The 22,700-nt window shown below is 59.3% G+C and carries 23 protein-coding genes and 4 pseudogenes; 19 read left to right on the forward strand and 8 right to left on the reverse strand.

Annotated elements, in window-relative coordinates:
* The first annotated feature begins 455 nt into the window (after positions 1 to 455).
* From GR212_RS19755 to GR212_RS19790, 11 genes and pseudogenes are all read left to right on the forward strand, one after another.
* On the forward strand, positions 456 to 722 hold the full coding sequence (locus GR212_RS19755; RefSeq protein ID WP_163988548.1) for a hypothetical protein: 267 nt from the start codon (positions 456 to 458) through the stop codon (positions 720 to 722).
* A gap of 731 nt (positions 723 to 1,453) precedes the next feature.
* Entirely contained in the window at positions 1,454 to 1,708 is a 255-nt protein-coding gene (locus GR212_RS19760; protein WP_163988550.1) for a type II toxin-antitoxin system Phd/YefM family antitoxin, read from the forward strand.
* Positions 1,708 to 2,133 (forward strand): type II toxin-antitoxin system VapC family toxin, encoded by a 426-nt coding sequence (locus GR212_RS19765; protein WP_163988551.1) that lies wholly within the window; start codon positions 1,708 to 1,710, stop codon positions 2,131 to 2,133. The genes GR212_RS19760 and GR212_RS19765 overlap by 1 nt, the downstream gene beginning before the upstream one ends.
* Before the next feature lie 325 nt (positions 2,134 to 2,458).
* Positions 2,459 to 2,542 (forward strand): annotated as a pseudogene (locus tag GR212_RS37745) (IS6 family transposase); the annotation flags it as partial.
* A 27-nt stretch (positions 2,543 to 2,569) separates the two neighbouring features.
* A pseudogene (locus GR212_RS37750) lies at positions 2,570 to 2,822 on the forward strand (DDE-type integrase/transposase/recombinase); the annotation flags it as partial.
* A gap of 400 nt (positions 2,823 to 3,222) precedes the next feature.
* Positions 3,223 to 3,432, forward strand: a complete 210-nt coding sequence (locus GR212_RS19770; RefSeq protein ID WP_163988553.1) for a cold-shock protein — start codon at positions 3,223 to 3,225, stop codon at positions 3,430 to 3,432.
* Between the two features lie 135 nt (positions 3,433 to 3,567).
* Entirely contained in the window at positions 3,568 to 3,792 is a 225-nt protein-coding gene (locus GR212_RS19775; RefSeq protein WP_163988555.1) for a hypothetical protein, read from the forward strand.
* 36 nt (positions 3,793 to 3,828) lie between these two features.
* Positions 3,829 to 4,100, forward strand: a pseudogene (locus GR212_RS37135) (DUF6481 family protein).
* A gap of 177 nt (positions 4,101 to 4,277) precedes the next feature.
* Positions 4,278 to 4,551, forward strand: a pseudogene (locus tag GR212_RS37140) (hypothetical protein).
* Between the two features lie 361 nt (positions 4,552 to 4,912).
* The gene (locus GR212_RS19785) at positions 4,913 to 5,143 is read left to right on the forward strand and encodes a hypothetical protein (protein WP_163988557.1); all 231 of its coding nucleotides are present in this window, start codon (positions 4,913 to 4,915) and stop codon (positions 5,141 to 5,143) included.
* Between the two features lie 57 nt (positions 5,144 to 5,200).
* Positions 5,201 to 5,692, forward strand: coding sequence for a cupin (locus GR212_RS19790; RefSeq protein WP_163988559.1), 492 nt, complete (start codon positions 5,201 to 5,203; stop codon positions 5,690 to 5,692).
* Positions 5,693 to 5,878: 186 nt separating this feature from the next.
* Here the strand turns inward: GR212_RS19790 and GR212_RS19795 are convergent, their stop codons facing one another.
* A complete protein-coding gene (locus GR212_RS19795) occupies positions 5,879 to 6,202 on the reverse strand; it encodes a hypothetical protein (protein WP_246725825.1) in 324 nt (107 codons plus the stop codon).
* 546 nt (positions 6,203 to 6,748) lie between these two features.
* On the opposite strand from GR212_RS19795, the gene GR212_RS19800 reads away from it, so the two are divergent.
* Both GR212_RS19800 and GR212_RS19805 read left to right on the forward strand, forming a co-directional pair.
* A complete protein-coding gene (locus GR212_RS19800; RefSeq protein WP_163988561.1) occupies positions 6,749 to 7,357 on the forward strand; it encodes a LysE family translocator in 609 nt (202 codons plus the stop codon).
* A 390-nt stretch (positions 7,358 to 7,747) separates the two neighbouring features.
* Complete coding sequence (locus tag GR212_RS19805; protein ID WP_163988563.1) at positions 7,748 to 9,247, forward strand: MDR family MFS transporter; 1,500 nt, start codon at positions 7,748 to 7,750, stop codon at positions 9,245 to 9,247.
* Positions 9,248 to 9,390: 143 nt separating this feature from the next.
* Here GR212_RS19805 and GR212_RS19810 read toward each other — a convergent pair whose 3' ends face one another.
* The gene (locus GR212_RS19810) at positions 9,391 to 10,185 is read right to left on the reverse strand and encodes a FadR/GntR family transcriptional regulator (RefSeq protein ID WP_163988565.1); all 795 of its coding nucleotides are present in this window, start codon (positions 10,183 to 10,185) and stop codon (positions 9,391 to 9,393) included.
* A gap of 413 nt (positions 10,186 to 10,598) precedes the next feature.
* Between GR212_RS19810 and GR212_RS19815 the strand changes: the two genes are divergently transcribed.
* Positions 10,599 to 12,062 (forward strand): DHA2 family efflux MFS transporter permease subunit, encoded by a 1,464-nt coding sequence (locus tag GR212_RS19815; RefSeq protein ID WP_204326668.1) that lies wholly within the window; start codon positions 10,599 to 10,601, stop codon positions 12,060 to 12,062.
* A gap of 20 nt (positions 12,063 to 12,082) precedes the next feature.
* Here GR212_RS19815 and GR212_RS19820 read toward each other — a convergent pair whose 3' ends face one another.
* Positions 12,083 to 12,223: a hypothetical protein gene (locus GR212_RS19820; protein WP_163988567.1), complete on the reverse strand. Its 141-nt coding sequence runs from the start codon at positions 12,221 to 12,223 to the stop codon at positions 12,083 to 12,085.
* A 260-nt stretch (positions 12,224 to 12,483) separates the two neighbouring features.
* Between GR212_RS19820 and GR212_RS19825 the strand changes: the two genes are divergently transcribed.
* Together GR212_RS19825 and GR212_RS19830 are read left to right on the forward strand one after the other, a co-directional pair.
* A complete protein-coding gene (locus GR212_RS19825) occupies positions 12,484 to 13,530 on the forward strand; it encodes an NAD(P)-dependent alcohol dehydrogenase (protein WP_163988568.1) in 1,047 nt (348 codons plus the stop codon).
* A gap of 146 nt (positions 13,531 to 13,676) precedes the next feature.
* Positions 13,677 to 15,419, forward strand: coding sequence for a cation:proton antiporter (locus tag GR212_RS19830; RefSeq protein ID WP_163988570.1), 1,743 nt, complete (start codon positions 13,677 to 13,679; stop codon positions 15,417 to 15,419).
* 13 nt (positions 15,420 to 15,432) lie between these two features.
* Here the strand turns inward: GR212_RS19830 and GR212_RS19835 are convergent, their stop codons facing one another.
* A complete protein-coding gene (locus GR212_RS19835) occupies positions 15,433 to 16,344 on the reverse strand; it encodes an acetamidase/formamidase family protein (RefSeq protein ID WP_163988573.1) in 912 nt (303 codons plus the stop codon).
* Positions 16,345 to 16,483: 139 nt separating this feature from the next.
* Positions 16,484 to 17,434, reverse strand: coding sequence for a GlxA family transcriptional regulator (locus GR212_RS19840; protein ID WP_163988574.1), 951 nt, complete (start codon positions 17,432 to 17,434; stop codon positions 16,484 to 16,486).
* A gap of 85 nt (positions 17,435 to 17,519) precedes the next feature.
* On the opposite strand from GR212_RS19840, the gene GR212_RS19845 reads away from it, so the two are divergent.
* From GR212_RS19845 to GR212_RS19855, 3 genes are all read left to right on the forward strand, one after another.
* Positions 17,520 to 18,209, forward strand: a complete 690-nt coding sequence (locus tag GR212_RS19845) for a DJ-1/PfpI family protein (protein WP_163988576.1) — start codon at positions 17,520 to 17,522, stop codon at positions 18,207 to 18,209.
* A gap of 186 nt (positions 18,210 to 18,395) precedes the next feature.
* Positions 18,396 to 19,415 carry an alpha/beta hydrolase gene (locus GR212_RS19850; RefSeq protein ID WP_432444382.1) on the forward strand — a complete coding sequence of 340 codons (1,020 nt, stop codon included), beginning with the start codon at positions 18,396 to 18,398 and terminating at the stop codon, positions 19,413 to 19,415.
* Between the two features lie 364 nt (positions 19,416 to 19,779).
* The gene (locus GR212_RS19855; protein WP_246725826.1) at positions 19,780 to 20,616 is read left to right on the forward strand and encodes an alpha/beta fold hydrolase; all 837 of its coding nucleotides are present in this window, start codon (positions 19,780 to 19,782) and stop codon (positions 20,614 to 20,616) included.
* 77 nt (positions 20,617 to 20,693) lie between these two features.
* Here the strand turns inward: GR212_RS19855 and GR212_RS36865 are convergent, their stop codons facing one another.
* From GR212_RS36865 to GR212_RS19865, 3 genes are all read right to left on the reverse strand, one after another.
* Positions 20,694 to 20,867 carry a hypothetical protein gene (locus GR212_RS36865; RefSeq protein ID WP_204326669.1) on the reverse strand — a complete coding sequence of 58 codons (174 nt, stop codon included), beginning with the start codon at positions 20,865 to 20,867 and terminating at the stop codon, positions 20,694 to 20,696.
* Between the two features lie 166 nt (positions 20,868 to 21,033).
* Positions 21,034 to 21,540, reverse strand: coding sequence for a hypothetical protein (locus GR212_RS19860; protein WP_163988582.1), 507 nt, complete (start codon positions 21,538 to 21,540; stop codon positions 21,034 to 21,036).
* A gap of 62 nt (positions 21,541 to 21,602) precedes the next feature.
* Entirely contained in the window at positions 21,603 to 22,634 is a 1,032-nt protein-coding gene (locus GR212_RS19865; RefSeq protein WP_163988584.1) for a CorA family divalent cation transporter, read from the reverse strand.
* Positions 22,635 to 22,700 lie beyond the last annotated feature (66 nt).

Here is a 22,700-nt window from a genome sequence, read left to right on the forward strand (position 1 = left end):
CGAGTGTCGCCGGTGCGGAGTTGAAAGATGCGGTTCGTTTTTCCTCATAGCCACGCATTTCGTGGCGGCCGCGTGGTCGTCGAGGAAATCTCGGATAAGGCCCCGGAATGCCTTGTCGAATTTGGCGACGGCACAACGGTAATCGCGCGGTGGGAGCCGAAGAGAGACGAGATCGATCTGTTCGTTCCAGCGTATCGAACGACAAAGGGAACCGAGGTGTCCGCTCGGCAATGGCATCTGACCCATTGCAAGCACGCGTGGCGCTCGCAGCCGAGGTCGCCAGCATCGGCGTAACGCCTGCGCTTTGCCATTTGCGGATACGGCCCGTCGCTCTACAGTTGAACGCGCGAGCTAATAGATACGCGTCCCCCGGACAGTATTTTCGCGGAGAGAGATTATTTCGACATACGTTTGGAATGGAGCGGCTATTGAGGCATTCGTGAAAGGAAGCAGCGATGTCGGATCGTCGAATCTCGCTCTATTTCGGCTGGAGCAGACCAGCGGAGACGGGTGCGCCGCTCGGCGTCATCGACGATAGCTTCCCGGCGGTTTTCGAACTCCGAAGGCTGTTCCATCCCAAGTTCGAGGAGCTGGCGGATTCCGATCGCGTCGATCCTGGGATCGCGGGTTTCTGGATCACATCCAGAAGCCGAATTTCGCTGAATTCGCAGAACTGGCGGAAGCCCTTACAGGAAATGCGGCGTGCCAAGTTGAGCGCGTGAACGACGATGGCGCTGTATGGTCGCAAGGAGAATGGGCGGGAGTTACGGGCTGGGTAAGTCCTAGTGTTTATGGGCACCGTGAAGGACTTGGGCGCCGGGCCACTGCCTGAGAGGATGGAAGCGGAGGTGGCGGAGATCCACGAGGGCCAGTGGGTACGGGTGAGGGATATGTTGATGGAAGATCGAGAGCGCATCCTTGGCCTCGCGTCGGACATAGTGACCTACGGGACCGTCAGGATCGAGCGCAGTGGAACGGCGAAGGCCGCCTGACACCACGTTCCGCCGACCGTTACAACGAGCGACGTCGACTTGAGGTGTCGCCCAACGTTGATGAATCGTTCAGTGGCGGCGTAGCGGCGTTGAAACTCACGCGCGCTATCAGCGAGCTGTTTCAAGAGGCGGCACATATAGGTGATACGCGCGCCCTCAATGCGGCCATAACGCTTGGGGCCGCGATGCTGGAGGTCTTGGGGTTGGTTGGCGGAACATTCCGGCTTTCGAGCGTCAGCCCGACCGCGCAGCATGCCCCACCCACCCAAACGGCATTCGAGGATGGCTAGCCATGGTGTTCCGACTTACGCTGTGATCGGAAGCCCAAGGGAAGGGATTCCCGTGACAACATCCGCGCCGGCACGATCGGTGGCCGTGACTATTCTCTTGTAATTCCAGCTTCCGTGAACTAAATGTGGTTACGTAACCACAAATATCGGAGCCACGTGTTGGAGGCTGCCATGACTGTCACAACGCTTTCAGGCCGTGAACTTAATAACGATCTAGGCCGCGCAAAACGCGCCGCCAAGGACGGCCCTGTCATCATTACTGACAGGGGACGGCCGGCGCATGTCCTCTTGTCATTTGATGAGTACAAGCGGCTTACCGGTAAGATGCGGACGCTCGGTGATATGCTGGCCGTGCCGGGAGCAGAAGACGTTGACTTGCCTCTCCCGCCGCGTACTGAGCATGCCAAGCCGGTTGACCTGTCCTGATGCTATTACTTGATACCAATGTCGTGTCTGAGCTGCGCAAAGTCGCGAGCGGCAAAGCTGATCCCAATGTCGCGATCTGGAACGAAACCATCGATCCAGCCGAAACCTTCATTTCGTCCGTGGTTCTGCACGAGCTGGAGATTGGCGTTCGGCTGATGGAGTACAATGACTCCATCGCCGGGAAGATACTACGCAACTGGCTGGAAAATACGGTCATCGGGACATTTTTCCGCCGTATCCTGCCGCTAGACGGGGCGGCAGCCGTTCAGGCGGCGAAATGGCATGTACCCAATCCCAAGCCGATCAATGACGCCTATATCGCGGCGGTAGCGATAACCCGGCGTATGACATTGGTCACACGAAACGTCAAAGATTTCGAGGGCATGGGAGTGGCGCTGGTGAACCCGTGGAATATGCTGGCATAGTAGTTTTGGATTCCAACTGAATCTTCCCCCTCGATTCCCCTCTCGATCCGAACAGTGTCACCCTTACTTTCCGGCGTCCGTGAGCGTTTGTGCTACATGGTTATGTCCGGACCCATTTTCCAGCAGCAGCGTTGGCGGCCGGGCGTGACTGAGGCCGCGGCCGGGTTGCGGCGCTTATTTCACATGACCATTGGTGGCAAGTCCGCAAATGACCCCGAACTCAGACGGCGGCCGTGGCGTAGACCTGCCCCTCCTATAAGACACAGTCCGCTAATGGGCGATCATGCGCTTGAGCCCGAGACCGTGCGCAGCATGCGCCGACGGCGTTTGGTATCTGGGCGAGGTCGCCGTGAAATGCACTGGCAGAAAATTCTGGTTCTGGCGCGCGGTCGATCAGCATGGCCCCGTTTTGGGGAAATCCATACAAAATGGGCGCGAGGCGCCGGGCCGGCTCGTTGGTCGCATAAGGGTCTCAACAATCGCGCCGAGAACAGCCATCTGTCGTTTCGAAACGCGAGCGGACCATGCAGGGTCATCGATCTTTCGGAAATGTGCAACGGTTCGTCGCCACGCGCTCGGTCATCCGCAGCTCCTTTTCAGCTCCCTCATGCCGCCGAACCGCACAAACAATTCGCTACCATAGGCTCGAGGCTTCCGATGCTTGGAAAGCTGCGGCTCGCATCGCCTGAAAACCTAAGACCCCTGGGCTTTCTCAGGCAGAGGGATTACCGTGACAACACCGGTGTTTCCACTGTCTGCATTTTGCCGGACATCTCCAGGCGTCAGGGTCTGGGGAAGTTCAGGACGATGCGGCTATTTTGATTTTCGAGATGGGTTGGTCAGAGGAGATTATGTCCAGATGTAAAGCTCAATGATACAACCTAATGTTGATAGTTGTCGTTTTTAAAAACTAAAAGTTGACATACTGAAGAGGTCAGCCTATACATCGGTTATCGATATTTGCTTGCTGAGCTTTGGTTACCGCGCATTTGGCACCGCGCCCTGAACGAACCTTCCCTTCAAAAATCGCTATCACCATCCGCGGCGCATGAGTGCTGTGGTTCTTCTATTGCTAGGAAAGGGTTCATCATGACCACCGGCACAGTTAAATGGTTCAATTCCACCAAGGGCTTCGGCTTCATCCAGCCTGACAATGGCGGCGCTGACGCGTTCGTCCATATCTCGGCCGTCGAGCGCGCAGGCATGCGTGAACTGGTTGATGGCCAGAAGATCGGCTATGAGCTGGAGCGTGACATCAAGTCGGGCAAAATGTCGGCTTGCAATCTGCAGGCTGCGTAAGTCACCCTGGTATCTGCTTTCCGTTGACCACGGATGTACTGGCACTGTCGAGAGCACGATACCAACCGAGGTCAGGCAAGTTGCCTGGCCTTTTTTACTGCCGCGGTATCTCGCGGCCCATCATTCGGGAAAATCATGTCACAAACATATAGCAAATCCCGCCAGCAGGCTGAGATTGCCTTCAGCCATGCCCAGTCGCAGTTCTTCGCCCGCAACAGCGCGGTCGATGAGCTCGATTCCATCGTTCGCTCCCGCGAGGAAAAGACCCTGCGGCTTCGCGAAGCACGGTTGGCAAAGGAATTGCAGGATCGAGCAGCCGTGACTGCCTCTCTGCTCACCAAGCGAGCGAAAACGGCCTGAAAGCTCGTTCTCACAATACGATCCAGGGACAGGCATTTGAAGAACACCAGAAACAATGAGCTCTCCGATCGCCGCTCGGCATCAGCGGATGCAAAGACTGCTCTCCTGAATGCCTATCGCACTGCAAAGACCGCAGCCGAGCCAATCAATTTGGCAAGGCAGGGGGAACGCGTGAAGCTTGTGGAATCGGAGCGCCGGGTAACCGAAGCAGCCGAGCAGCTGCACGCCGTGGCTGACGAGGTCCGAGCCGCCACCGAAGCACTTGAGAAAAGCCGTATCACAGCGTCATCGAGGACGAAGCGGCATGAAAGGCTGAACGCGATCGACAATATGCCAATCGTAAGGCGAGACAGGCTCAGGTTCCAGGACCGGCTGCACGTAGATGAGCGATTGAATACTCAAGGTTGGTCGATGCGGCATTGCCACATGAGCGGCCAGAGCCCTTCCGGAACGGCATATGCCACTCCGTCCCGACAGGAGTCTCCATAGTAGAAAATACGGGTGAGCTACAGGTTATCAATACTGCCTGGCACATTGCGATTCAGGAGATCCTGCGGATGGTCATTCGAGACATGCATCACACGGGTGGGCAGCAGGCATTCATGGACCAGAGCGCATCGAGGAGGAGGCCGTCGACGGTATCCATACGGACCTGCGGTTGCGGGGACCCGACGAATGGACAGAAGTACTTGTTATAAAGAAAAGGCGAGCAATTTTGTCACGACACTGCTGACATCCTTCACATTTGACCGCGCTTGATGCAAAGAGACGCGGCTTCTCAAGCCGCCCGTTTCATCGACTTCGTCGGTCGATTGATCGCCTGTTCAAGCGACCGCTGCCCGTCCCCCGTTCTCCCAAGCACTCGTCTTCATCTGGCTCCAGGTCGGTCACCAACCCCAGGTATTGACGAAGATTGCCCTGAAAAGCTCAGAGAGTTCGGTCTGAGGCGCTTTCGTCTCCTCTGTATCGGCCTGTTTTTCCGTTACCTTGTGCTGATTCCCGGCTCACTGCCACCAGCCAGCAAGCGCAACCACCTTATTCCTCCATATGCCGGCCAGGGAACTAGTCACGCTGCACAAAGTTTATCTCACGCAGCCCACAACGGAAATGAGGGATCAAAATGGGAAACGCATCGAAAAAGCTTGCAGAAGAATACCGGCGTCTCGGCGGCCGCCGCATTGCCGTAATCGATGACAACCTTGGCTCATCGCGCAATTGGGAGGGCGATCCTCCGGAGGCTGCCAAGTTCTGGAAAGAGCAAATTGCATGCTTGTCCGATCGTGAGAAGCGGGACGTCCAAACTTTCCTTCCGTCGATCAATGACGAAAGTGACGAGCCGGCATCCAAATGACAGATAGAATCTCAATCGGTTCAAGACGCCTGGCCACCTGATGGAGAGAAGCGCTGGATGAACATCGAGAAAATGGTGTTTGAGCCGAGTGGCTGGGTACCAAACAACCAGCGGTTTCCCGTTTTGATTTACAGGGGAGCTTTGCCGCCCGGCCATTCATCTGCAGATTTCGAAACTTTGTTCGCTACAAACGGATGGACTGGCATCTGGAAAAACGGCGTCTTTAACTACCAGCATTATCATTCTGGAGCCCACGAGGTATTGGGTATTGAACGCGGCAGCGCTACTCTATTGATCGGTGGCTCACATGGACAGCCGATAGAGGTCTCAAGGGGAGACTGTCTGGTTCTCCCCGTTGGAACGGGGCACCGAAGCCTTGGTTGCTCCACGAATTTCGAGGTCGTGGGGGCTTATCCGGAGGGGCAGTATGCCGACATTCAGACGGCCGATCCCACCAGCGCCATGCTGGCGACAATCTCCTCATTGCCCGTGCCAGTTGCCGATCCCATCCTAGGACCGTCGGGAGGGATCGTGGAGAGTTGGCGTTGAATTGCTGGACAGAAGGCGATGAAAGATGGATCGGCCAAATGTTACTGCACCACTGAATTCGCGGCATTGTTGCGGCCTTCATCACCACTTTGCAACGTTAATCAAGACAGTCTCTTTAACCTTGGGAACGATGATGAACTGAGTAGACGTCTCCTGCGTTCAAAATTTGCCACCGTCGATCGCACCTCAGTTGTCAAAGGGCGGCTCATAGGTCTGGCAATTGTAAAGGCGACAGCTTCCGTCTTTCGCCGGCACCCAGTCATCGGTCGCAACGTCACCGGCGTCGCAGTAATTGCTATCCTGCACATAACGGTCATAGAGCGTACCGGATTGCCGCGATCCGGGGTGCGTTACAATGACTGCTCCCTGATTGTTGATCGTCTGTCGCAGTGCTGCGCAGGTTCGACTACCCGCACTGACGCGTGAGATTGCCGAAGCAGGATAGGCGACCGCAACGGTAATACCCATCAGCAGAACAGCACGAGCAGCATATGACATCGAGCTTGACATGACGTTCCTCCCTTGAGTTTCGTCAGTGCAATAACCTTCTATGCTGACGCCGGTTCCAAAGTTCGGTTGACTTTATCCATGCACAGCCTGCTCGTTTAAGAGCGAGCAGCTGTCGTTGGTGGAGATTCGCCGCAAGTTTGTGAATAAGCACCGTGTGGCAACCTCGGTTGTCTCAGCGAAATATGGCTTATTGTGCTGCCCGCCGCCGCGACCCATGCCAATTTACGCCCCAGGGTGAATACGGCAATTATCAGGGACCGGCCGCGCTTCCGCTTCCCTCGCAATCGTCAGGAGTTCGAGATGGTAAATCCTCTCGTGAAGCCATTTTGGGACAAGGCAACGGGGAGCTGGCAATATGTCTTCCGTGATCCCGGGACCATGAAGGGAGCGATTGTCGACCCGGTTCTCGGATACGATCTGATCGCAGGCCGCAATCGACACGATGCAGGCCAAGGACATCGTAGTGCCGAATTCACATTTCTCGCTTGATGTGATTGAAAGTGAGTCATATAAAGACATAAAGAATTCTTTATGTGGATTTGACCGATGGCTATCGATCTGTTGAATTTGACCCTGTTTTCTCTGGCCGCCGTCGTCCTGCTCGGATCGCCGGGACCGGGCATTGCGGCGCTAGTCGCGGTCGGCAAGGAACGTGGATTTCTTCAGGGTTTGCGCTTCTACGGCGGCCTGCAGATTGGCTTGGCAATAGCTGCCGGGCTGAGCGCCGTCGGGCTGTTTTCGATCATCGCCGCCATTCCGGGCGCCACGCACACAATGGCTTTGGTCGCAACGGCTTATCTTCTTTATCTCTCGTACAAGATCGCCTTTGCTCCGGTTGGCGTGGGCGCTACAGGGTCTGGATCGGGTTTTGCCACAACGGCGCTCGGTGGAACGCTTTTGGGCATCACCAACCCCAAGGCGTATATCGCCTTCGCATCCTTGATGGCGTCCTATTCAATCGTTCGGTTCAATAGTGTCGCCGACATCTCGATCAAATGGATGGTTTGTGTTCTCGTCATGATCCTCGTCGATATCGCCTGGCTGTGGGCAGGCGTGGCGCTCGGTAGGGCCAATCTGAAGCCAGCCGCGGAGCGGATCGTCAACGTCCTCATGGCCAGCACGATACTTGCCACGGTGGTCACAGCACTTCTTTAGGGACGCAATTTTAGGAAAAGTGCGCAGCGGTTTTCCGCCCGGAATTGCGTCAAAGCGAAAGAGCGAGCGGTTCAGAGATTCCGTGAAGAGCTGATTCGCCAAGCGTGCAGTTTCGTCAATGAGTTTGAGAGTAGGTGCCGCTTGCTTCGGTGCGAAACCGCGGATCCCGATATTGCACCCGTCTCCGGGCGATCGGGACGGTATGGCTGTCCTTTAAACAGTTGACATCGCGCTGCATCAATATGCAAAGCTTATCATAACGATTCCGCAGGCGCCGTCCTCCAGTCGTCTCGCCCCAGACTTTCATCCCATCAGCCAATCGCTCGACCACGGCCGTTTTGCCGGCCAATGCGTCTTCGATATCGGGTGCAGCAGTCAGAAAGGAATGCCATGTCCAGCAAGGTCGATCGTTCGAGACGCCCGTTGGTCATCGTCTCGATCATGCTGGCGACCTTCATGGTCGCCGTGGAAGCGACCATCGTTGCAACCGCCATGCCGCGCATCGTCGGCCAGCTCGGCGGCTTCACCTATTACAGCTGGGTCTTTTCCGCCTTTCTGCTTGCGCAGTCCACCACGACGGTCATCTATGGCAAACTTTCCGATATCTTCGGCCGCAAGCCCATGCTCATCTGCGGCATCCTCATCTTTCTGGTGGGCTCGACACTTGCGGGCTTTGCCTGGTCGATGGCCTCCCTGATCGTCTTCAGGCTGCTGCAGGGCCTCGGCGCCGGCGCCATTCAGCCCGTGACGATGACCGTGGTCGGCGACCTCTACAGGCTCGAAGAGCGAGCCAAGGTGCAGGGTGCGCTTGCTAGCGTCTGGGCCATATCCGCGGTCATTGGCCCGCTTGCCGGCGGCATCATCGTCGACAATCTGTCATGGGCCTGGATTTTCTGGATCAACCTGCCGGTCGGCGTGCTCTCCATCGCCGGTTTCATCTTCTTCCTGCACGAGTCCGTCACGCCGCGCGAGGCGAAGATCGACTATCTGGGCACGATCCTGTTTTCGATCTCGATCGTTTCGCTGCTTGTCATGCTGACGGAAACAGATGCGGGCTTTGCGGTTCTCTGTCCGCTCGCAATCGTCTTTGTCGTCACCGGCATCCTGTTTCTCTTGCAGGAGCGACGGGCACCGGAGCCAATCATCTCGATTGCGCTCTGGAGCCGGCGGCTCATTGCGACCAGCAATGCGGCCACGCTTCTCGCCGGCATGGCGCTGATCGGGCTGACCACGGTACTGCCGATCTACGTCCAGGGCGTGCTCGGACGGTCTCCGCTCGAAGCCGGCTTCACCCTGACGATGCTGATCGTCGGCTGGCCGCTCGCCGTGATGCTCTCGAGCCGCTTCTTTCGCGCCTTTGGTATCCGCAGAACCCTGCGCGCCGGTAGTCTCATGTTCCCCTTCGGTGCAGTCTTCCTCCTGTTCCTGACGCCGGATAGCAGCCCGGTGATCGCCGGTATCGGCTCGTTCCTGATGGGCTTCGGCATGGGGCTCATCAGTCTCACCAGCGTCGTGCTCGTGCAGGAAAGCGTCGAGTGGTCCATGCGCGGCAGTGCGACGGCGTCGATCATATTCTCGCGCAGCCTCGGCAACACCCTTGGCGCGACGGCACTCGGCGCGATCATGAATGTCGGCATAGCGCACTACGGCAGCGGTGATCTGGCAACCAGGCTTCACGATATTCTCAACCAGCCGACCGGCCTTTCCGATCTCGTCGGCGATCCGGCGATCAGAGGCGTCTTCGATGCGGCGCTGCACTGGAGCTTCTGGGGCGTCGTCGTCGTCGCGGTGACAGCCTTTGCGACCATCTGGCTCATCCCGGTTGCGCATGACGCCGGGCGTGGATCATCCGTGCCCAAGGCGGATGCGCAGGATGCGATGACCCACTAGAGCAATTCCAGGAAAAGTTGATAGCGGTTTTCCGTCTGGAATTGCAGAAAAACAAAGGACATGGCGTGGCAGGCCCACCGCTTCAGCACGCTGCCGTGTTCATCACGAAAGCGGGGCCATAGAATCATATTTGACGCGATCTGTCAGAAACCGTAGTCACGGGCGAGCCATTCATCCAGCAGGTTTCGCGAAGCCTTCGTTGCGGCCTTCGCATCCTGGGCGACGATGGCGTCCAGAATAGCCTTGTGAAGCGGCAGGGAGCGTTTTTGACCCTCCGCGATGTCTTCATGGCCGGACAGCGTGCGATTGGCGTAGATTCCGACGGCGATCAGGTCGATCAACTGCGAATAGATCATGTTGTGCGTGGCAGCGAAGATCGCGGTATGGAAGCGCAGGTCGGCATCGGCATTGCTGTTGATGTCGCCGATGGTGGAGGCCATTTCCTCATAAGCCGAATTGATGGCGGCAACGTCGCTCTCGGTACGGCGCAAGGCTGCACGCGCCGTCGCTTCCGGCTCCAGAGCCAGCCGCAAGTCCTTGATCGAACGCATGATTTCGACCGAAGGTCCTGTCTCGTAGTACCAGACCATGACATCCGTATCGAGATGGTGCCAGTTGGAGCGTTCCTTGACGCGCGTGCCAACGCGGGTCTTGATCTCGATCAGTCCCTTGCCGGCAAGGCATTTCATCGCTTCGCGGATGACTGTGCGACTGATGCCGAATTGTTCGACCAGATCCGGCTCGTTGGGCAATGTCGTGCCGACGGGGTAGTCGGCCCGGACGATCCGACGGCCGAGCTCATGGACGAAATAGCCGAACACACCGCGCCGCGGGATCGTACCGTATTTTCGCACAAAGGCATCGAAGGGCGACTGCGTTGCGATCAGTTTCGACCCCGGAGTAGCCGGAGAGGTCATTGCGTCCTGGCCATGTTTCATTATGCGGGACTCTCGTTCCTTATTGATGCGCCGTTTCAAGGACAAACGTCGGCCTATGTGCGGCGGGGGGAAACTTCACGCGGGTGTCTCGGCTTGCTCGAGGCTGTTCCATAGTGTTCAAATGTCGATCCTGTCGTCCATTTTGCGGCATATTCCGGCAAAACCCTAGCATGTCTTGCGCACGGATGCCTACAGGCACGGGATGGGCTCGCCTGTTCGCCCACATGAACGCGCAGACCTGCCCTTTCCGTGCTGAGACGTTGCGGGGGCAGCCGTATCATCAAATTGCACACATTCCGCTAAGCGAAACGTGATCGCTTAATCGATTGATGGGACGATTTCGGTCTATCGTAAACGTTGCCGAACCGTTTAAATACGGCGGGGATGCGAGGCGGATTCGGAGTAGCTTATCGATGAATGACATGTCCACGCGTGGGCAGGGGGAAGAGGCGCAGGAGGCCGGCTCTCGCTCGCTGTTGATTGCATTGCTGGTGGCCGGTGCCTTCTTCATGGAAAACCTGGACGGCACGGTGATTGCGACTGCGCTGCCGCAAATGGCCGTTTCCTTCGGTGCCCGACCGGTCGATCTTAATATCGGGATGAGCGCCTATCTCCTGACCCTTGGCGTCTTCATTCCAATCAGTGGCTGGATCAGCGATCGTTTCGGTGCGCGTCTGGTATTCACGACGGCAGTCGTCGTCTTTACGCTTGCATCCGTCCTTTGCGGCTTTGCCGATGGAGTCGGTTCGTTCGTGGCGATGCGCATCCTGCAGGGCATCGGCGGGGCGATGATGGTGCCTGTGGGCAGATTGGTCGTCTTGAACAACACGCCCAAGGACAAGCTGATCTCGGCGATCGCGACGATCACCTGGCCCGCGTTGGTGGCGCCGATCCTGGGACCGCCGCTCGGCGGCTTCATTACCGATCATGCAAGCTGGCGCTGGATCTTCTTCCTCAACCTGCCGCTCGGAATTCTGGCATTCGTCTTCGCGCTCATGCTCATTCCTGAAACCAAGAGCACGGCGCGTCCGCCCTTCGATTGGATCGGTTTCATCGTCAGCGGCATTGGTCTGGCCGGCCTGATGTATGGGCTGGAACTGATCGGGCGGCCCGATCCTGTCTGGCTCGAGGCATGGGCCTATGTGATTGTCGGCATCATCCTGCTTGCCGTCGCCGTGTTCCATTTCCTTCGCACGGAGCATCCGTTGATCGATCTCTCGGGGCTTAAGCTTTCGAGCTTCGCGATCACCATCTCGGGCGGATCGCTGTTCCGCATCGCCATCGGGGCCGTGCCCTTCCTGCTGCCGCTGATGTTCCAGGTCGGGTTCGGGCTCAGCGCCTTTCATGCCGGTATGCTGACCCTGGCGGTTTTTGCCGGCAATCTGGCGATGAAGCCGGCAACGACGCCGATCCTTCGTCGGTTTGGTTTCAAGCCGGTGCTGATCGTCAACGGCCTTCTCAATGCCGTCTTCATTGCCGCCTGCGCCTTGTTTTCTCCCGACACGTCCTTGTGGTTCATCATACCGGTGCTGTTCATCGGCGGCATGTGCCGCTCGATGCATTTTACCGCGCTGAATACGATTGCCTTTGCCGATATCCCGCCCCAGCAAATGACGGGCGCCAACACGCTGTTCAGCACTGTCTTTCAGCTGACCATGGGCATGGGCATCGCTGTCGGCGCCATCGGTATCCGTATCGGCCAGGCGATCAGCGCGCCATTGGGGGCGAGTGGCATCGTCGCCGTGGAATTCCGTCTCGCCTTCGTGCTGCTCGGGATCATCGCGCTTCTCGCCGTACTGGATTGCCTGCCGCTTGACAGCAAGGTCGGCGACAATGTCTCGCGCAAGCCAAAGCAAAGTGCGAGGAAGGCGGCATAACCTATTGCTTTCACATGCGTTCAGCGCGGGTATTGAATAAGATTATAGTGCAGCAATATCACGGGTATCGCCATGAGCATGATCAGAAGCATTGCGACGCTTGCCGTGCGCACCATCTTCATTCGGCGGACGCGCTGACCGGTCCAGTCATATACTGCCATAATAAGCCCCTCCTTGTCCTCGGCCCCTAGAAAGGCAAGAAATGGAACTCCAGTCAATATCGGCAATAGCGAGCCTTATAATAAGAATTTACTAATATTTATTGGTGCGAGTGGCTTTTTGGTCGCAATCGCATCCCCGATAATTTTGAAAGGATTTCGTGAAGATCGTTTTGTGGTGTTCGTTCAGGCGGTATAACGGGTTGGAATTTCGTCCCCATTGCAGTGGGACTACCGGTTTGCTTTGAAAAGAGGAAAAGGCAATGAGCAAGATGCGTGCCCTGGTGTTGGAGCGCCAGCATGAATTGGCGATCCGCGATATCGATCTGCCGCAGGATGTCGGACCGGGCGAGGTGAAGATCAAGATCCATACGGTCGGCGTCTGCGGATCTGACGTGCATTACTACACGCATGGAAAGATCGGGCCCTTCGTCGTCAACGAGCCGATGGTGCTCGGTCATGAGGCTGCCGGGATTGTCGTCGAAGTCGGGTCCGGCGTAACGCATCTGAAGGTCGGGGATCGCGTCTGCATGGAGCCGGGTATTCCGGATGCGAATTCCAAGGCCAGCCGGCTTGGCATGTACAATGTCGATCCCGCCGTCACTTTCTGGGCGACGCCGCCGATCCATGGCGTCCTGACGCCCTTCGTCGTGCATCCGGCCAACTACACCTTCAAGCTGCCGGACAATGTCAGCTTTGCGGAAGGGGCTATGGTCGAGCCCTTTGCTGTGGGCATGCAGGCCGCGACCAAGGCGCGCATTACGCCTGGCGATACGGCAGTCGTGCTCGGTGCCGGTCCCATCGGCATCATGGTGGCGGTTGCAGCGCTCGCCGGTGGGTGCGCGCGGGCGATCGTTGCCGATCTGGCGCAGCCGAAGCTTGATATCGCCGCCCAGTATCAGGGCGTCATTCCGGTCAATATTCGCGAGAAGAACCTGATTGAGGAAGTCGAGAGGCTCACGGAAGGCTGGGGTGCGGATGTGGTCTTCGAATGCTCGGGTTCGCCGAAGGCCTGGGAAACCGTGATGGCGCTGCCGCGCCCGGGCGGCGTCATCGTCGCCGTCGGACTGCCCGTCAATCCGGTCGGCTTCGATGTTTCGACCGCATCCACCAAGGAAATCCGCATCGAGACGGTTTTCCGTTATGCGCATCAGTATGAGCGCTCCATCGCGCTGATCGCGTCCGGCCGCGTCGATCTCAAGCCGCTGATCTCCGAAACCTTCGCCTTCGAGGATTCCATCAAGGCGTTCGACCGCGCCGTCGAAGCGCGGCCCACGGACGTCAAGCTACAGATCGTCCTGGAGCAGTAAGCTTCTGTTTTTGCATCGCCTTGCCTTGGCAAGGCGATGTTTTCCTTCAGTTTCACTCGACCCCGTAGACGGCCCGGCAAAAGCGGTGCTAGGTAGCCTTATACACAGGGAACAGGCTTTAACGCCGTGAAACGGGAAGGACTGCCGTGCCGCACGACGTTGCATTGATCGCATTGATTGCCGCCGGCTTCGTGTTCGCGGCCGTTTTCGGCTATCTGGCCGACAGGCTGCACCTGCCGCCGCTGGTCGGCTATCTCGTGGCAGGCGTCATCATCGGTTCGTCCACACCGGGCTTCGTCGCCGATGTTTCGCTGGCGTCGCAATTGGCCGAGATCGGCGTCATCCTGCTGATGTTCGGCGTCGGCCTGCATTTCTCGGCTGCTGACCTGCTCGCCGTGCGCGGCGTCGCGATCCCCGGCGCCATCGGGCAGATCGCGATTGCAACCGTGCTGGGTGTCGGCCTGACCTCGCTTTGGGGCTGGAGCGTCGGCGCGGGCGTGGTTTTCGGCCTAAGCCTTGCCGTTGCCAGTACAGTCGTGCTCTTGAAGGCACTGGAAGAGCGCAATCTTGTCAGTTCGACCAATGGCCGCGTCGCCGTCGGCTGGCTGATCGTCGAGGATCTGGCGATGGTCCTCGCCCTTGTCCTGCTGCCGGCTTTTGCCGGTGTCCTGGGCGGACACGGGGATGCCGGCGACCATGCCGCTTCCGGTTCCATCTGGCTGACGATCGGCATGACGCTCGTCAAGGTGGCGGCGTTTGCGGCCGTCGCGATCTTTATCGGCCCGCGTGTTGTGCCCTGGCTTTTGACCTCCGTGGCACGCACCGGCTCGCGCGAACTGTTTACGCTATCCGTTCTGGCGATCGCGCTCGGCATCGCCTTTGGCGCGGCGGAGATATTCGGCGTGTCCTTCGCGCTCGGCGCCTTCTTTGCCGGCCTCGTGATGAGTGAATCGCATCTCAGCCACAGGGCGGCGGCTGACTCCCTGCCATTGCAGAACGCGTTTTCCGTTCTGTTTTTCGTATCCGTCGGCATGCTCTTCGATCCGTCGGTCCTGATCCGGGAACCGCTGATGATTATCGGCGTGCTTGCGCTCATCATGCTCGGCAAGTCGCTGATCGCCTTTTGTGTCGTGTTGCTGCTGCGTTATCCCGCCAGCATCGGTTTTGCTGTTGCGGCGGGACTTGCGCAGATCGGCGAATTCTCCTTCATTCTCGCAGGGCTCGGCGTGTCGCTGGGACTGCTGACGCGGGAAGGGCAGGATCTCATCCTTGCTGGAGCGATCCTGTCGATCACGCTCAATCCGCTGGCCTTTTTCGCCACCGAGAAGCTGGAAAAATGGGCGTTTTCCCGCTGGCCGTTTCTGGCAAACAAATACGGCATGGCCAAGCAGGAAAGCTTGCGCCGCCAGTTGACCACCATCAACAAGCAGCGCGAGGAAAGGGATCGCCAGCATCACCTCGAGATCGAACAACTCATCGAAACCTTCCCGATGTTTGCCGAGCTCGACGACAATGCGCATGAGGAGCTTCTGTTGCTTTTCCGGCCGCGGTCTGCTTCGCCGGGCGACCGCGTCATTCGTACCGGTGATCGCGGCGACAGCATGTTCTTCATCGCCTCCGGTGCAGTCGAGGTCCAGCTCGAGGATGAGGAGATTCCTCTCGGCGCCGGTTCCTTCTTCGGCGAGATGGCGCTGCTAACGGGCGCGCGCCGCACCGCCGACGTTGTCGCCGTCGATTTCTGTCAGCTTTTCGTGCTGGACCGGCGCGATTTCAACCTGTTCATGTCGCGGCATCCGCAATTGCGCGCGGCCGTCAGCCGCATGGCGCGCGAGCGCCAGGAGAGCAACGTGTCGCGCCAGCGGCGCGACCAGTCGCTGGATGCAAGCTGAGCTCGTTTCGGATTTAGCGGCGCTTGAGCCAGGATTTCGAAACGCGGCAGGCCATGGTGTAGGCGGGATCGAAGACGTTGCCGACATCGTAGCGTACGACCTGGCCGAGCAGATGGCTGGCGGCGGTCCTGTCGAGGCCGTAGTCGGAGCCAAGCCAGCGCAGCATTTCGCTGGTTGCGTGCTGCAAGGCCTGGTCGAGCGGCCGCGCATTGCCGATGGTGAAAATATCCTCCGCCGTCTCGCCGCGCGGCCAGACGATCGTCTTTTTCTTTTCCACGCTTAGCCGAACGGTGACCTCGAAGGTGGTTTCGATCCCGGTGCCGACGATCTCGCCGTCCCCCTGCACCGCATGGCAATCGCCCAGGAAGAAGAGCGCGCCGGGCGCCGCCACCGGAAACCAGACGGTCGTGCCTGGCCCGAGCAGGCGATAGTCCATGTTGCCGCCGAACTCGCCGCTGGTGGCGGTCGATATGGCCTGGCCGAGCGCGGGCGCGACACCGAAGCAGCCGATCATCGGCGAGAGCGGCAGGGTCAGGGTTTCGAGGCCCGCGACGGGTTCGGCGAGCCGCGTCGTCCGGGCTTCGCGGTCGATCTGCCAGATGACCTTTTGGCTTGCCGGCAAGGCGCGCACGTCCTGCGGATCGACGACATTGCTCGCGACGACGCTGCGGGTGAAGCCCGTATCGCGCGTCGGCAGCATGGCAAGGATCTCGACCTTGAGGGAATCGCCCGGCTCCGCGCCGTCGACGAAGATCGGTCCGTTCATCGGATTGGGGCCGGAGATACGGTGAACGTCGTGTTTGTCGTAGCCGGCGGCATCGAGCGTTTCGGTGACAACCGTATCGCCGTCGGCGATATGCAAGGCCGGCGGCAGCGAACCGATGACATTGTGGTAGACGGTGGGGGAGAAGCGGTGCGTTACCATTCTGCAGAACCTTGTCTTGAATCCGATTTGGCCAAACTAAGACGACTCAACCGGTTTCGGAAGGTTGCTGAGGCGGTATTTGTGCGGGGACGGCACTGCTTGCCTGGGAGTGGGTCGTGTCGTGTCGGCCTTGATCTTTTTAGGCGAAATGATCGCGGAACGCCTGCGGCGTGGTGCCGAATTTTCGCATGAAGTTGCGCCGCATGGTCTCTTCCGAGCTGAAACCGCATCGCATGCGCGCCTGATGCACCGTCAGGCCTTCCTCCAGAAGACGACGGGCGGCCTCGATGCGGATTTCCTCCACCGCTCGCGCCGGCGTGCGGCCGGTCGCCTTCAGATAGTGGCGGGAAAAGCTGCGGGCACTCATATTTGCCTGTTCGGCGAGCGCCGGCAAGGAAAGGTCGGCGCGCAAATTGTCCGTGATCCAGCCGTGCAGGCGATCGAAGCGCTCGTCGTTCTGCTGCAGGCGCAGCGCCGAACTGAACTGCGCCTGGCCGCCGGGACGCTTGAGAAAGACGACGAGCTCACGCGCAACCGCAAGCGCCAGCTTGCGCCCGAGATCCGCTTCCACCAGGGCGAGCGAAAGATCGATGCCCGCCGTCACACCGGCCGAACTCCAGATCGATCCGTCCCGAACGAAGATGGGATCGGGCTCGAGCTTTACCTTTGGGAAGCGTCGGGTGAATTCGTCGCAGCGGTTCCAATGGGTTGCGGCGCGGCGCCCATCCAGAAGCCCGGCTTCGGCGAGAAGAAAGGCGCCGCTGCAGACGGAGGCGGTGCGCCGGGCACTTGCCGATCGTCTGCGTATCCATTCAAGCAGGATCACGTCTTCGCAGGCCTTGTTGACACCCCAACCGCCCGCGACGATCAATGTGTCAATCGGACCGCCTGCATCGCCAAGCGGGGTCGTCACGAGCGCAAGGCCGGAACTGGTCTTCGTGCGCCCGCCCATGGCGACAGCGATTGCTTCATAAGGTTTTTCCCGTCCAGCCTCGAATGCCGCCTCGTTGGCGCTGGTGAAGACCTGCAGCGGGCCGGCGATATCGAGCAGCTGTGCGTTGTCGAAGGCGAGAATTTCGATGCGGCGCATGATTGGCACAAAATGACGGTGGTTTGGCAAGTATGCCAGATTGTTGTCGCATAAGCTCGCAGGTGTCAATCATTGGAGACGTATCATGACCATCCGCTTCGGCCTGCTTGCCTTTCCCGGCGTCCAGCAACTCGATCTGACCGCGCCCTATGAGATATTCGCATCGATGGAGGATGCCGAGGTCCATCTGGTCTGGAAGGATAAGGGGCCGATCATTTCGGCGACAAAACTGGTGTTGCAGGCGACGACCGCCTTTGCCGAATGCCCGCAGCTCGATGTCGTCTGCGTGCCGGGCGGCAGCGGCGTCAATGCCTTGCTCGAAGACGAAGTCGTGCTGTCATTTGTCCGGGCGCAGGCTGCCGGCGCGCGTTTCGTGACATCCGTTTGCACCGGCGCCCTTGTCCTTGGCGCCGCCGGCTTGCTGGAAGGCAAAAGAGCGACGACCCATTGGAACGCGCGTGATTTTCTTGCCGATTTCGGTGCGATCGCCACGCCAGGCCGCGTCGTTCGGGACGGCAATCTCTTTACCGCGGGCGGTGTTACCGCCGGTATCGATTTCGGGCTGACCATCGTCGCGGCCCTGCGCGATCAGCGGCAGGCGGAAGAGATCCAGCTTTCACTGGAATATGCACCGGAGCCGCCGTTCCACTCGGGAACGCCCGACGAGGCAAGTGCGGAGGTGCTGGCGGCCACGAGGCAGCGTCTTTCTGGCTCGCGAAGGGCGAGAGAGGCAATCATGGCCCGTCTGCTGGCTGTAAATCGTAGGGCCGGCTGATCCGCCGATAGCAGCGGGAGCTTTCATCCGAGCACAATGGAAGGCCGATAGGCAGGCGCCAGAACCGCCGATCCCGCCATTTCTCCCGCTTGACACGAACCGGGTTTCTGCGACCGTAGCCTCACAACATCGTGTTCGGTCGCGGAAAAGGCGTCTCTTATGAGTGAGTTCCGATCATTTCGCTGCATGTCCTGTTTTGCCCTCGCGGCGGTCGTTACGATCGCCGCAGCCTTTTTGCAGATGCCTCGGGCTATCGCCGCCGAGACGCCCGGAATAGCGCCGCAGACGAAGGCTTCTATCCAGCAGGTCGAGAAGCTGATCGGCACCTTGCGCGACAGCGGCGCCATGTCTGGTCCGGACCTTGGACAGCGGCGCGCGGGCTTTGAGACATTGATGGCTTCGACACCGGATCCGACGCGGGTGCAGATCCGGCGGGTCGACGCCAACGGCGTGGATGGCAATCTGATCTGGCCCGCACGGTTACATCACCCGATCGGCCGGCGCGCGGTCCTCTATCTGCATGGCGGCGGCTTCTATAGCGGTTCGCTCAGAACGCATCGCAATGTCGCTGCCGCGCTCGCCAAGGCAACATCGGCCGATGTGCTGCTGATCGACTATCGTCTCACACCCGAAAACGGCTTTCCCGCGCAAAGAGACGATGCGGTGGCAGGTTATCGCTGGCTTCTGTCGTCCGGGTACAAGCCCAGCAACATCGTCATTGTCGGCGAGTCCGTCGGGGCGACCCTGGCAATCGAGGTCGTCCTGAACCAGATGCGCCTCAGGGGAACGCTTCCTGCGGCTGTGGTTGCCATGAGCCCGGTCACCGACTTTACTGCGACGGGGGCATCGTTGGCCACCAACGCCAGCAACGATCCGTTCATGGGCAAGAACGAGTTGGCCCTTATCAGCAGCGCATTCGTTGGGGACCGTTCCCTCGCCGATCCCGACATATCGCCGCTTTATGGCAATTTCTCCGGCTTTCCGCCGATGCTGATACAGGTGGGCTCGCGTGAGACGCTGCTCGATGACAGCACGCGCCTGGCAGACAGGATTCGCCAGGCGGGTGGGACTGTGAGCGTGGAAATCTGGCCGGGGATGATCCATCAGTGGCAGATCTTCCCGTTCTGGCTGGACGACGCACAGAAGGCGATCGGCAGGGTCGCCGAGTTCGCGATCGCGCATTTTGCCGACAGGCCGGCGCAATAATATCTGCGCGCTATTCGCGGTCGGCGCGGCAGGCGTTGCCGACAAGTCACCGGAAGCAACAAGGCGTGCCGTCGGGCTTGGCCGGTAGCCAGGGCTCTCCCATTTATTTATCGCGATAAATAATCGCGAACTAAATTTGTCGTAGACAAGGAAGGTCGAAGGGCGTATGCCTATTCATGTCGCGATAATAAATCGTGCGATAAGTTCCAAAGTGGAGATTGAAATGAGCCAGTCGATCCATCAAGCTACCCGCCGGGGGGTTATGACAGCCGGGCTCGGCCTTGCCGCCGCTGCGGCCGTCACCCCCTTCGCTCAACCTGCACAAGCCTCTACAAAGCAACCATCTTCGAAAGGTACGGACACAATGAGCAGCAGCACGATCACCACCAAAGACGGCACTCAGATCTTTTACAAGGACTGGGGCTCACGCGATGCGCAGCCGATCGTCTTCCATCACGGCTGGCCGTTGAGCGCCGACGACTGGGACGCCCAGATGATGTTCTTTCTGGAGAAGGGCTATCGCGTCATCGCGCATGACCGCCGCGGTCACGGCCGCTCCAGCCAGACGGCGACCGGCAACGAGATGGATACCTATGCTGCCGACGTTGCCGAGCTTGCCGAGCATCTCGACCTCAAGAATGCGGTGCACATCGGCCATTCGACGGGCGGCGGCGAGGTCGCCCACTATGTTGCCCGCGCCAGGAAGGGCCGCGTCGGCAAGGCGGTCCTGATCGGCGCCGTGCCGCCGATCATGGTCAAGTCGGACAAGAACCCGGGCGGGCTGCCGATCGAAGTCTTCGACGGCTTCCGCGCGGCCTTCGTTGCCAATCGGGCGCAATTCTTCCTCGACGTGCCCAGCGGGCCGTTCTACGGCTTCAACCGGCCGGATGCCAAGGTCAGCCAGGGCGTGATCCAGAATTGGTGGCGCCAGGGCATGATGGGCGGCGCCAAGGCGCACTACGATTGCATCAAGGCCTTTTCGGAAACGGACTTCACGGAGGATCTGCAGAAGATCGACGTGCCGACGCTGGTGCTGCACGGCGAGGACGACCAGATCGTTCCGATCGCGGATTCGGCGCTGCTGTCGATCAAGCTTCTCAAGCACGGCACGCTGAAGACCTACAAGGGCTTCCCGCACGGCATGGCAACCACCCACGCCGACGTCATCAACGCCGACCTGCTCGAGTTCATCAAGGCCTGATACAGCCTGAAACCAGAGCGCCCGCCTTTCGGCGGGCGCTTCACAGCCTGCCGGGTGCTGTTACCGCCTCCGCCGCTTCAGCTGTCGAGTTTCAACGAGAGCTGAACGGCGCGCGGCAAGGGCGGTAGCGGCCGGCTGATTTCGACCCGGCGCGTCCAGTCGGCGCGCCGCTCCTGTTCGCGCTCCCTAAGCGCCTTCGATACAGCGACAAAGCTCATTGCACGTTCGATGACTTGTTCGGCCTTGGTCATGGATATCTCCATATGTTCACTTTATGTTCTCATATTGAATGGAGAAAGTCAAGCCGGCCGGGCATTGCTGTTCTCCGGTGTCGTCGAGGCAGCATGCTTCGGATCCTCGCCAGCGAGAAAGCTGCACCAACGACATTCTCCAGGAATGCGCCACCCGTCAGACCCCTCATTGCCGGCGCAGGTCGATTTGGCTCGTGACGACCGATTTGCCGGAGTTCAGGTCCTTGTCGATCGTTTCGATCGTCAGCCGGCTGCCGCCCTGCTTGCGGATCGTCATGTTGGCGTTCCGGTCGCCGTTGACCATACGCGCCCAGTGCACCGCGAGATTGATGACGCTGCCTTGCCGGCTTCCCGAGAGCTGTGACGGCGCACCGGACGGGCCGACATAGGTGCCGGAATAGCGTGTTCCTCGTGCGGCAAGCTCGGCCGAGACCGAACGGTTGACGACAAGCAGGCCGCGGCAGTTGCCTTTCATCGAGATTGAAGAACCCGGTGCGCTGATATTGAATTTGCAGGAAACGTTGATGGGCGCTCCGCCAATCTTTCGAAGCACCTTGCCGTTTCCCGTCCAATTGCCGTCGAGCGGCTTCAGAAATCCCGCCTCGTCGGCCGCGGCGGGTGGCGCGGCACAAAATACGGCGAGGATTGCGAGGAGGCATGCTTGGCGATGCATGATATCAACCCCTTGGATATGATGGACGAAGAACGCCGCAGAACGCCGGCGGTTCCCCGCAATCAAAGCCAGTTGATGCGTTTCAATATGTAGAGCGTGACGATGGACGTGATGGCCACCAATGCGACGATAACGACGAACGCCCATGTGTCGTTGACGCCCGGAATGCCACCGACATTCATGCCGAAGAGGCCGGCGACGACGCTCGGCGGCAGAAGTAGCGCGGCAAGTGCGGCAAGCCGGTTGGAATTGCGGGCGATGCGTTCGCTGATCACGGTGGAAAGGTCGTCATGCAGAATGCTGGTCCGGTCGCGGATGGCGTCCAGATATTCGATGCAGCGCATGAGCTTGTCGATGACTTCGCGCATCCGGAGTTTGTCGCGCTCGGTAAGCCAGGGCGCATCGTCATGCTCGATACGGTTGAGGGCGTCGCGTTGCGGTGAGAGATAGCGTCGCAACTGTACGGCTCGTCTGCGAAGTAATTTGAGACGCTCGCGGACTTCGGCGGCCTCTCCATGGAAGATCAATTCATCGAGTTCGTCCACCTCCTCGTCCATCTGGTCGAGGACAGGTTCCAGGTCTCTGACGAGCTTGTCGCTGACGAGGGCGAGCAACTCTCCGGCGCGTTTCGGACCTTTGCCTTTTTCGAGCGCCTGGCGAATGTCGCGAAGAGCGGTGATGTAGTGTCCGCTGTCACGGAGCGTGACGACGCGGTTCTCTTCCACCCAGGCATGGAGGGGCACGAGATCGAGCTCATCGGCCGTTTTTTCCGCCTCCTGGGGAGGGGTCGCGCAGACACCGCGAAGGATGATCAGCAGACCCTCTTCGACCGGTTCCACACGCGGGCGGGATTCATCTTCCAGCAGCGCGTCCGCGACGAGAGGATCGAAACCGCCGCTGCTCGTGACCCATGTTGCTGCCGCATCGTGGTCACGTTCGAGGTGGACCCACAGAATGCCGTCTTCAGGCGTCCAGCGCTGCAGACCTGCTGCGCCGATTTCGCGACAGCCGCCATTGCCGTCGAGAAGGACGGCAAAGCGAATGCCGGGCTCGGCACCATAACTCAAATGAATCTTCTGGCCTGCAACCTCCATCCGCCCTCATCCTCCCCGAGCGTCCAAGAGGAGAAATCATACGGCCACTTTCCAACGAGAGCAAAG

The organism is Martinezella lusitana, from assembly GCF_010668395.1.
In the GTDB taxonomy this organism is placed as follows: Bacteria; Pseudomonadota; Alphaproteobacteria; order Rhizobiales; family Rhizobiaceae; genus Rhizobium; species Rhizobium lusitanum_A.

Excerpts from the sequence above, each read along its gene's own strand:
- GR212_RS19850 (WP_432444382.1), top strand. The coding sequence starts at position 18,396 with ATGTCCTGTTTTGCCCTCGCGGCGGTCGTTACGATCGCCGCAGCCTTT.
- GR212_RS19795 (WP_246725825.1), bottom strand. The coding sequence starts at position 6,202 with ATGTCAAGCTCGATGTCATATGCTGCTCGTGCTGTTCTGCTGATGGGT.
- GR212_RS19810 (WP_163988565.1), bottom strand. The coding sequence starts at position 10,185 with ATGAAACATGGCCAGGACGCAATGACCTCTCCGGCTACTCCGGGGTCG.
- GR212_RS19815 (WP_204326668.1), top strand. The coding sequence starts at position 10,599 with ATGAATGACATGTCCACGCGTGGGCAGGGGGAAGAGGCGCAGGAGGCC.
- GR212_RS19775 (WP_163988555.1), top strand. The coding sequence starts at position 3,568 with ATGTCACAAACATATAGCAAATCCCGCCAGCAGGCTGAGATTGCCTTC.
- GR212_RS19820 (WP_163988567.1), bottom strand. The coding sequence starts at position 12,223 with ATGGCAGTATATGACTGGACCGGTCAGCGCGTCCGCCGAATGAAGATG.
- GR212_RS19805 (WP_163988563.1), top strand. The coding sequence starts at position 7,748 with ATGTCCAGCAAGGTCGATCGTTCGAGACGCCCGTTGGTCATCGTCTCG.
- GR212_RS19855 (WP_246725826.1), top strand. The coding sequence starts at position 19,780 with ATGAGCAGCAGCACGATCACCACCAAAGACGGCACTCAGATCTTTTAC.
- GR212_RS19865 (WP_163988584.1), bottom strand. The coding sequence starts at position 22,634 with ATGGAGGTTGCAGGCCAGAAGATTCATTTGAGTTATGGTGCCGAGCCC.
- GR212_RS19760 (WP_163988550.1), top strand. The coding sequence starts at position 1,454 with ATGACTGTCACAACGCTTTCAGGCCGTGAACTTAATAACGATCTAGGC.
- GR212_RS19845 (WP_163988576.1), top strand. The coding sequence starts at position 17,520 with ATGACCATCCGCTTCGGCCTGCTTGCCTTTCCCGGCGTCCAGCAACTC.
- GR212_RS19835 (WP_163988573.1), bottom strand. The coding sequence starts at position 16,344 with ATGGTAACGCACCGCTTCTCCCCCACCGTCTACCACAATGTCATCGGT.
- GR212_RS19790 (WP_163988559.1), top strand. The coding sequence starts at position 5,201 with ATGAACATCGAGAAAATGGTGTTTGAGCCGAGTGGCTGGGTACCAAAC.
- GR212_RS19765 (WP_163988551.1), top strand. The coding sequence starts at position 1,708 with ATGCTATTACTTGATACCAATGTCGTGTCTGAGCTGCGCAAAGTCGCG.
- GR212_RS19755 (WP_163988548.1), top strand. The coding sequence starts at position 456 with ATGTCGGATCGTCGAATCTCGCTCTATTTCGGCTGGAGCAGACCAGCG.
- GR212_RS19770 (WP_163988553.1), top strand. The coding sequence starts at position 3,223 with ATGACCACCGGCACAGTTAAATGGTTCAATTCCACCAAGGGCTTCGGC.
- GR212_RS36865 (WP_204326669.1), bottom strand. The coding sequence starts at position 20,867 with ATGACCAAGGCCGAACAAGTCATCGAACGTGCAATGAGCTTTGTCGCT.
- GR212_RS19785 (WP_163988557.1), top strand. The coding sequence starts at position 4,913 with ATGGGAAACGCATCGAAAAAGCTTGCAGAAGAATACCGGCGTCTCGGC.
- GR212_RS19825 (WP_163988568.1), top strand. The coding sequence starts at position 12,484 with ATGAGCAAGATGCGTGCCCTGGTGTTGGAGCGCCAGCATGAATTGGCG.
- GR212_RS19860 (WP_163988582.1), bottom strand. The coding sequence starts at position 21,540 with ATGCATCGCCAAGCATGCCTCCTCGCAATCCTCGCCGTATTTTGTGCC.
- GR212_RS19840 (WP_163988574.1), bottom strand. The coding sequence starts at position 17,434 with ATGCGCCGCATCGAAATTCTCGCCTTCGACAACGCACAGCTGCTCGAT.
- GR212_RS19800 (WP_163988561.1), top strand. The coding sequence starts at position 6,749 with ATGGCTATCGATCTGTTGAATTTGACCCTGTTTTCTCTGGCCGCCGTC.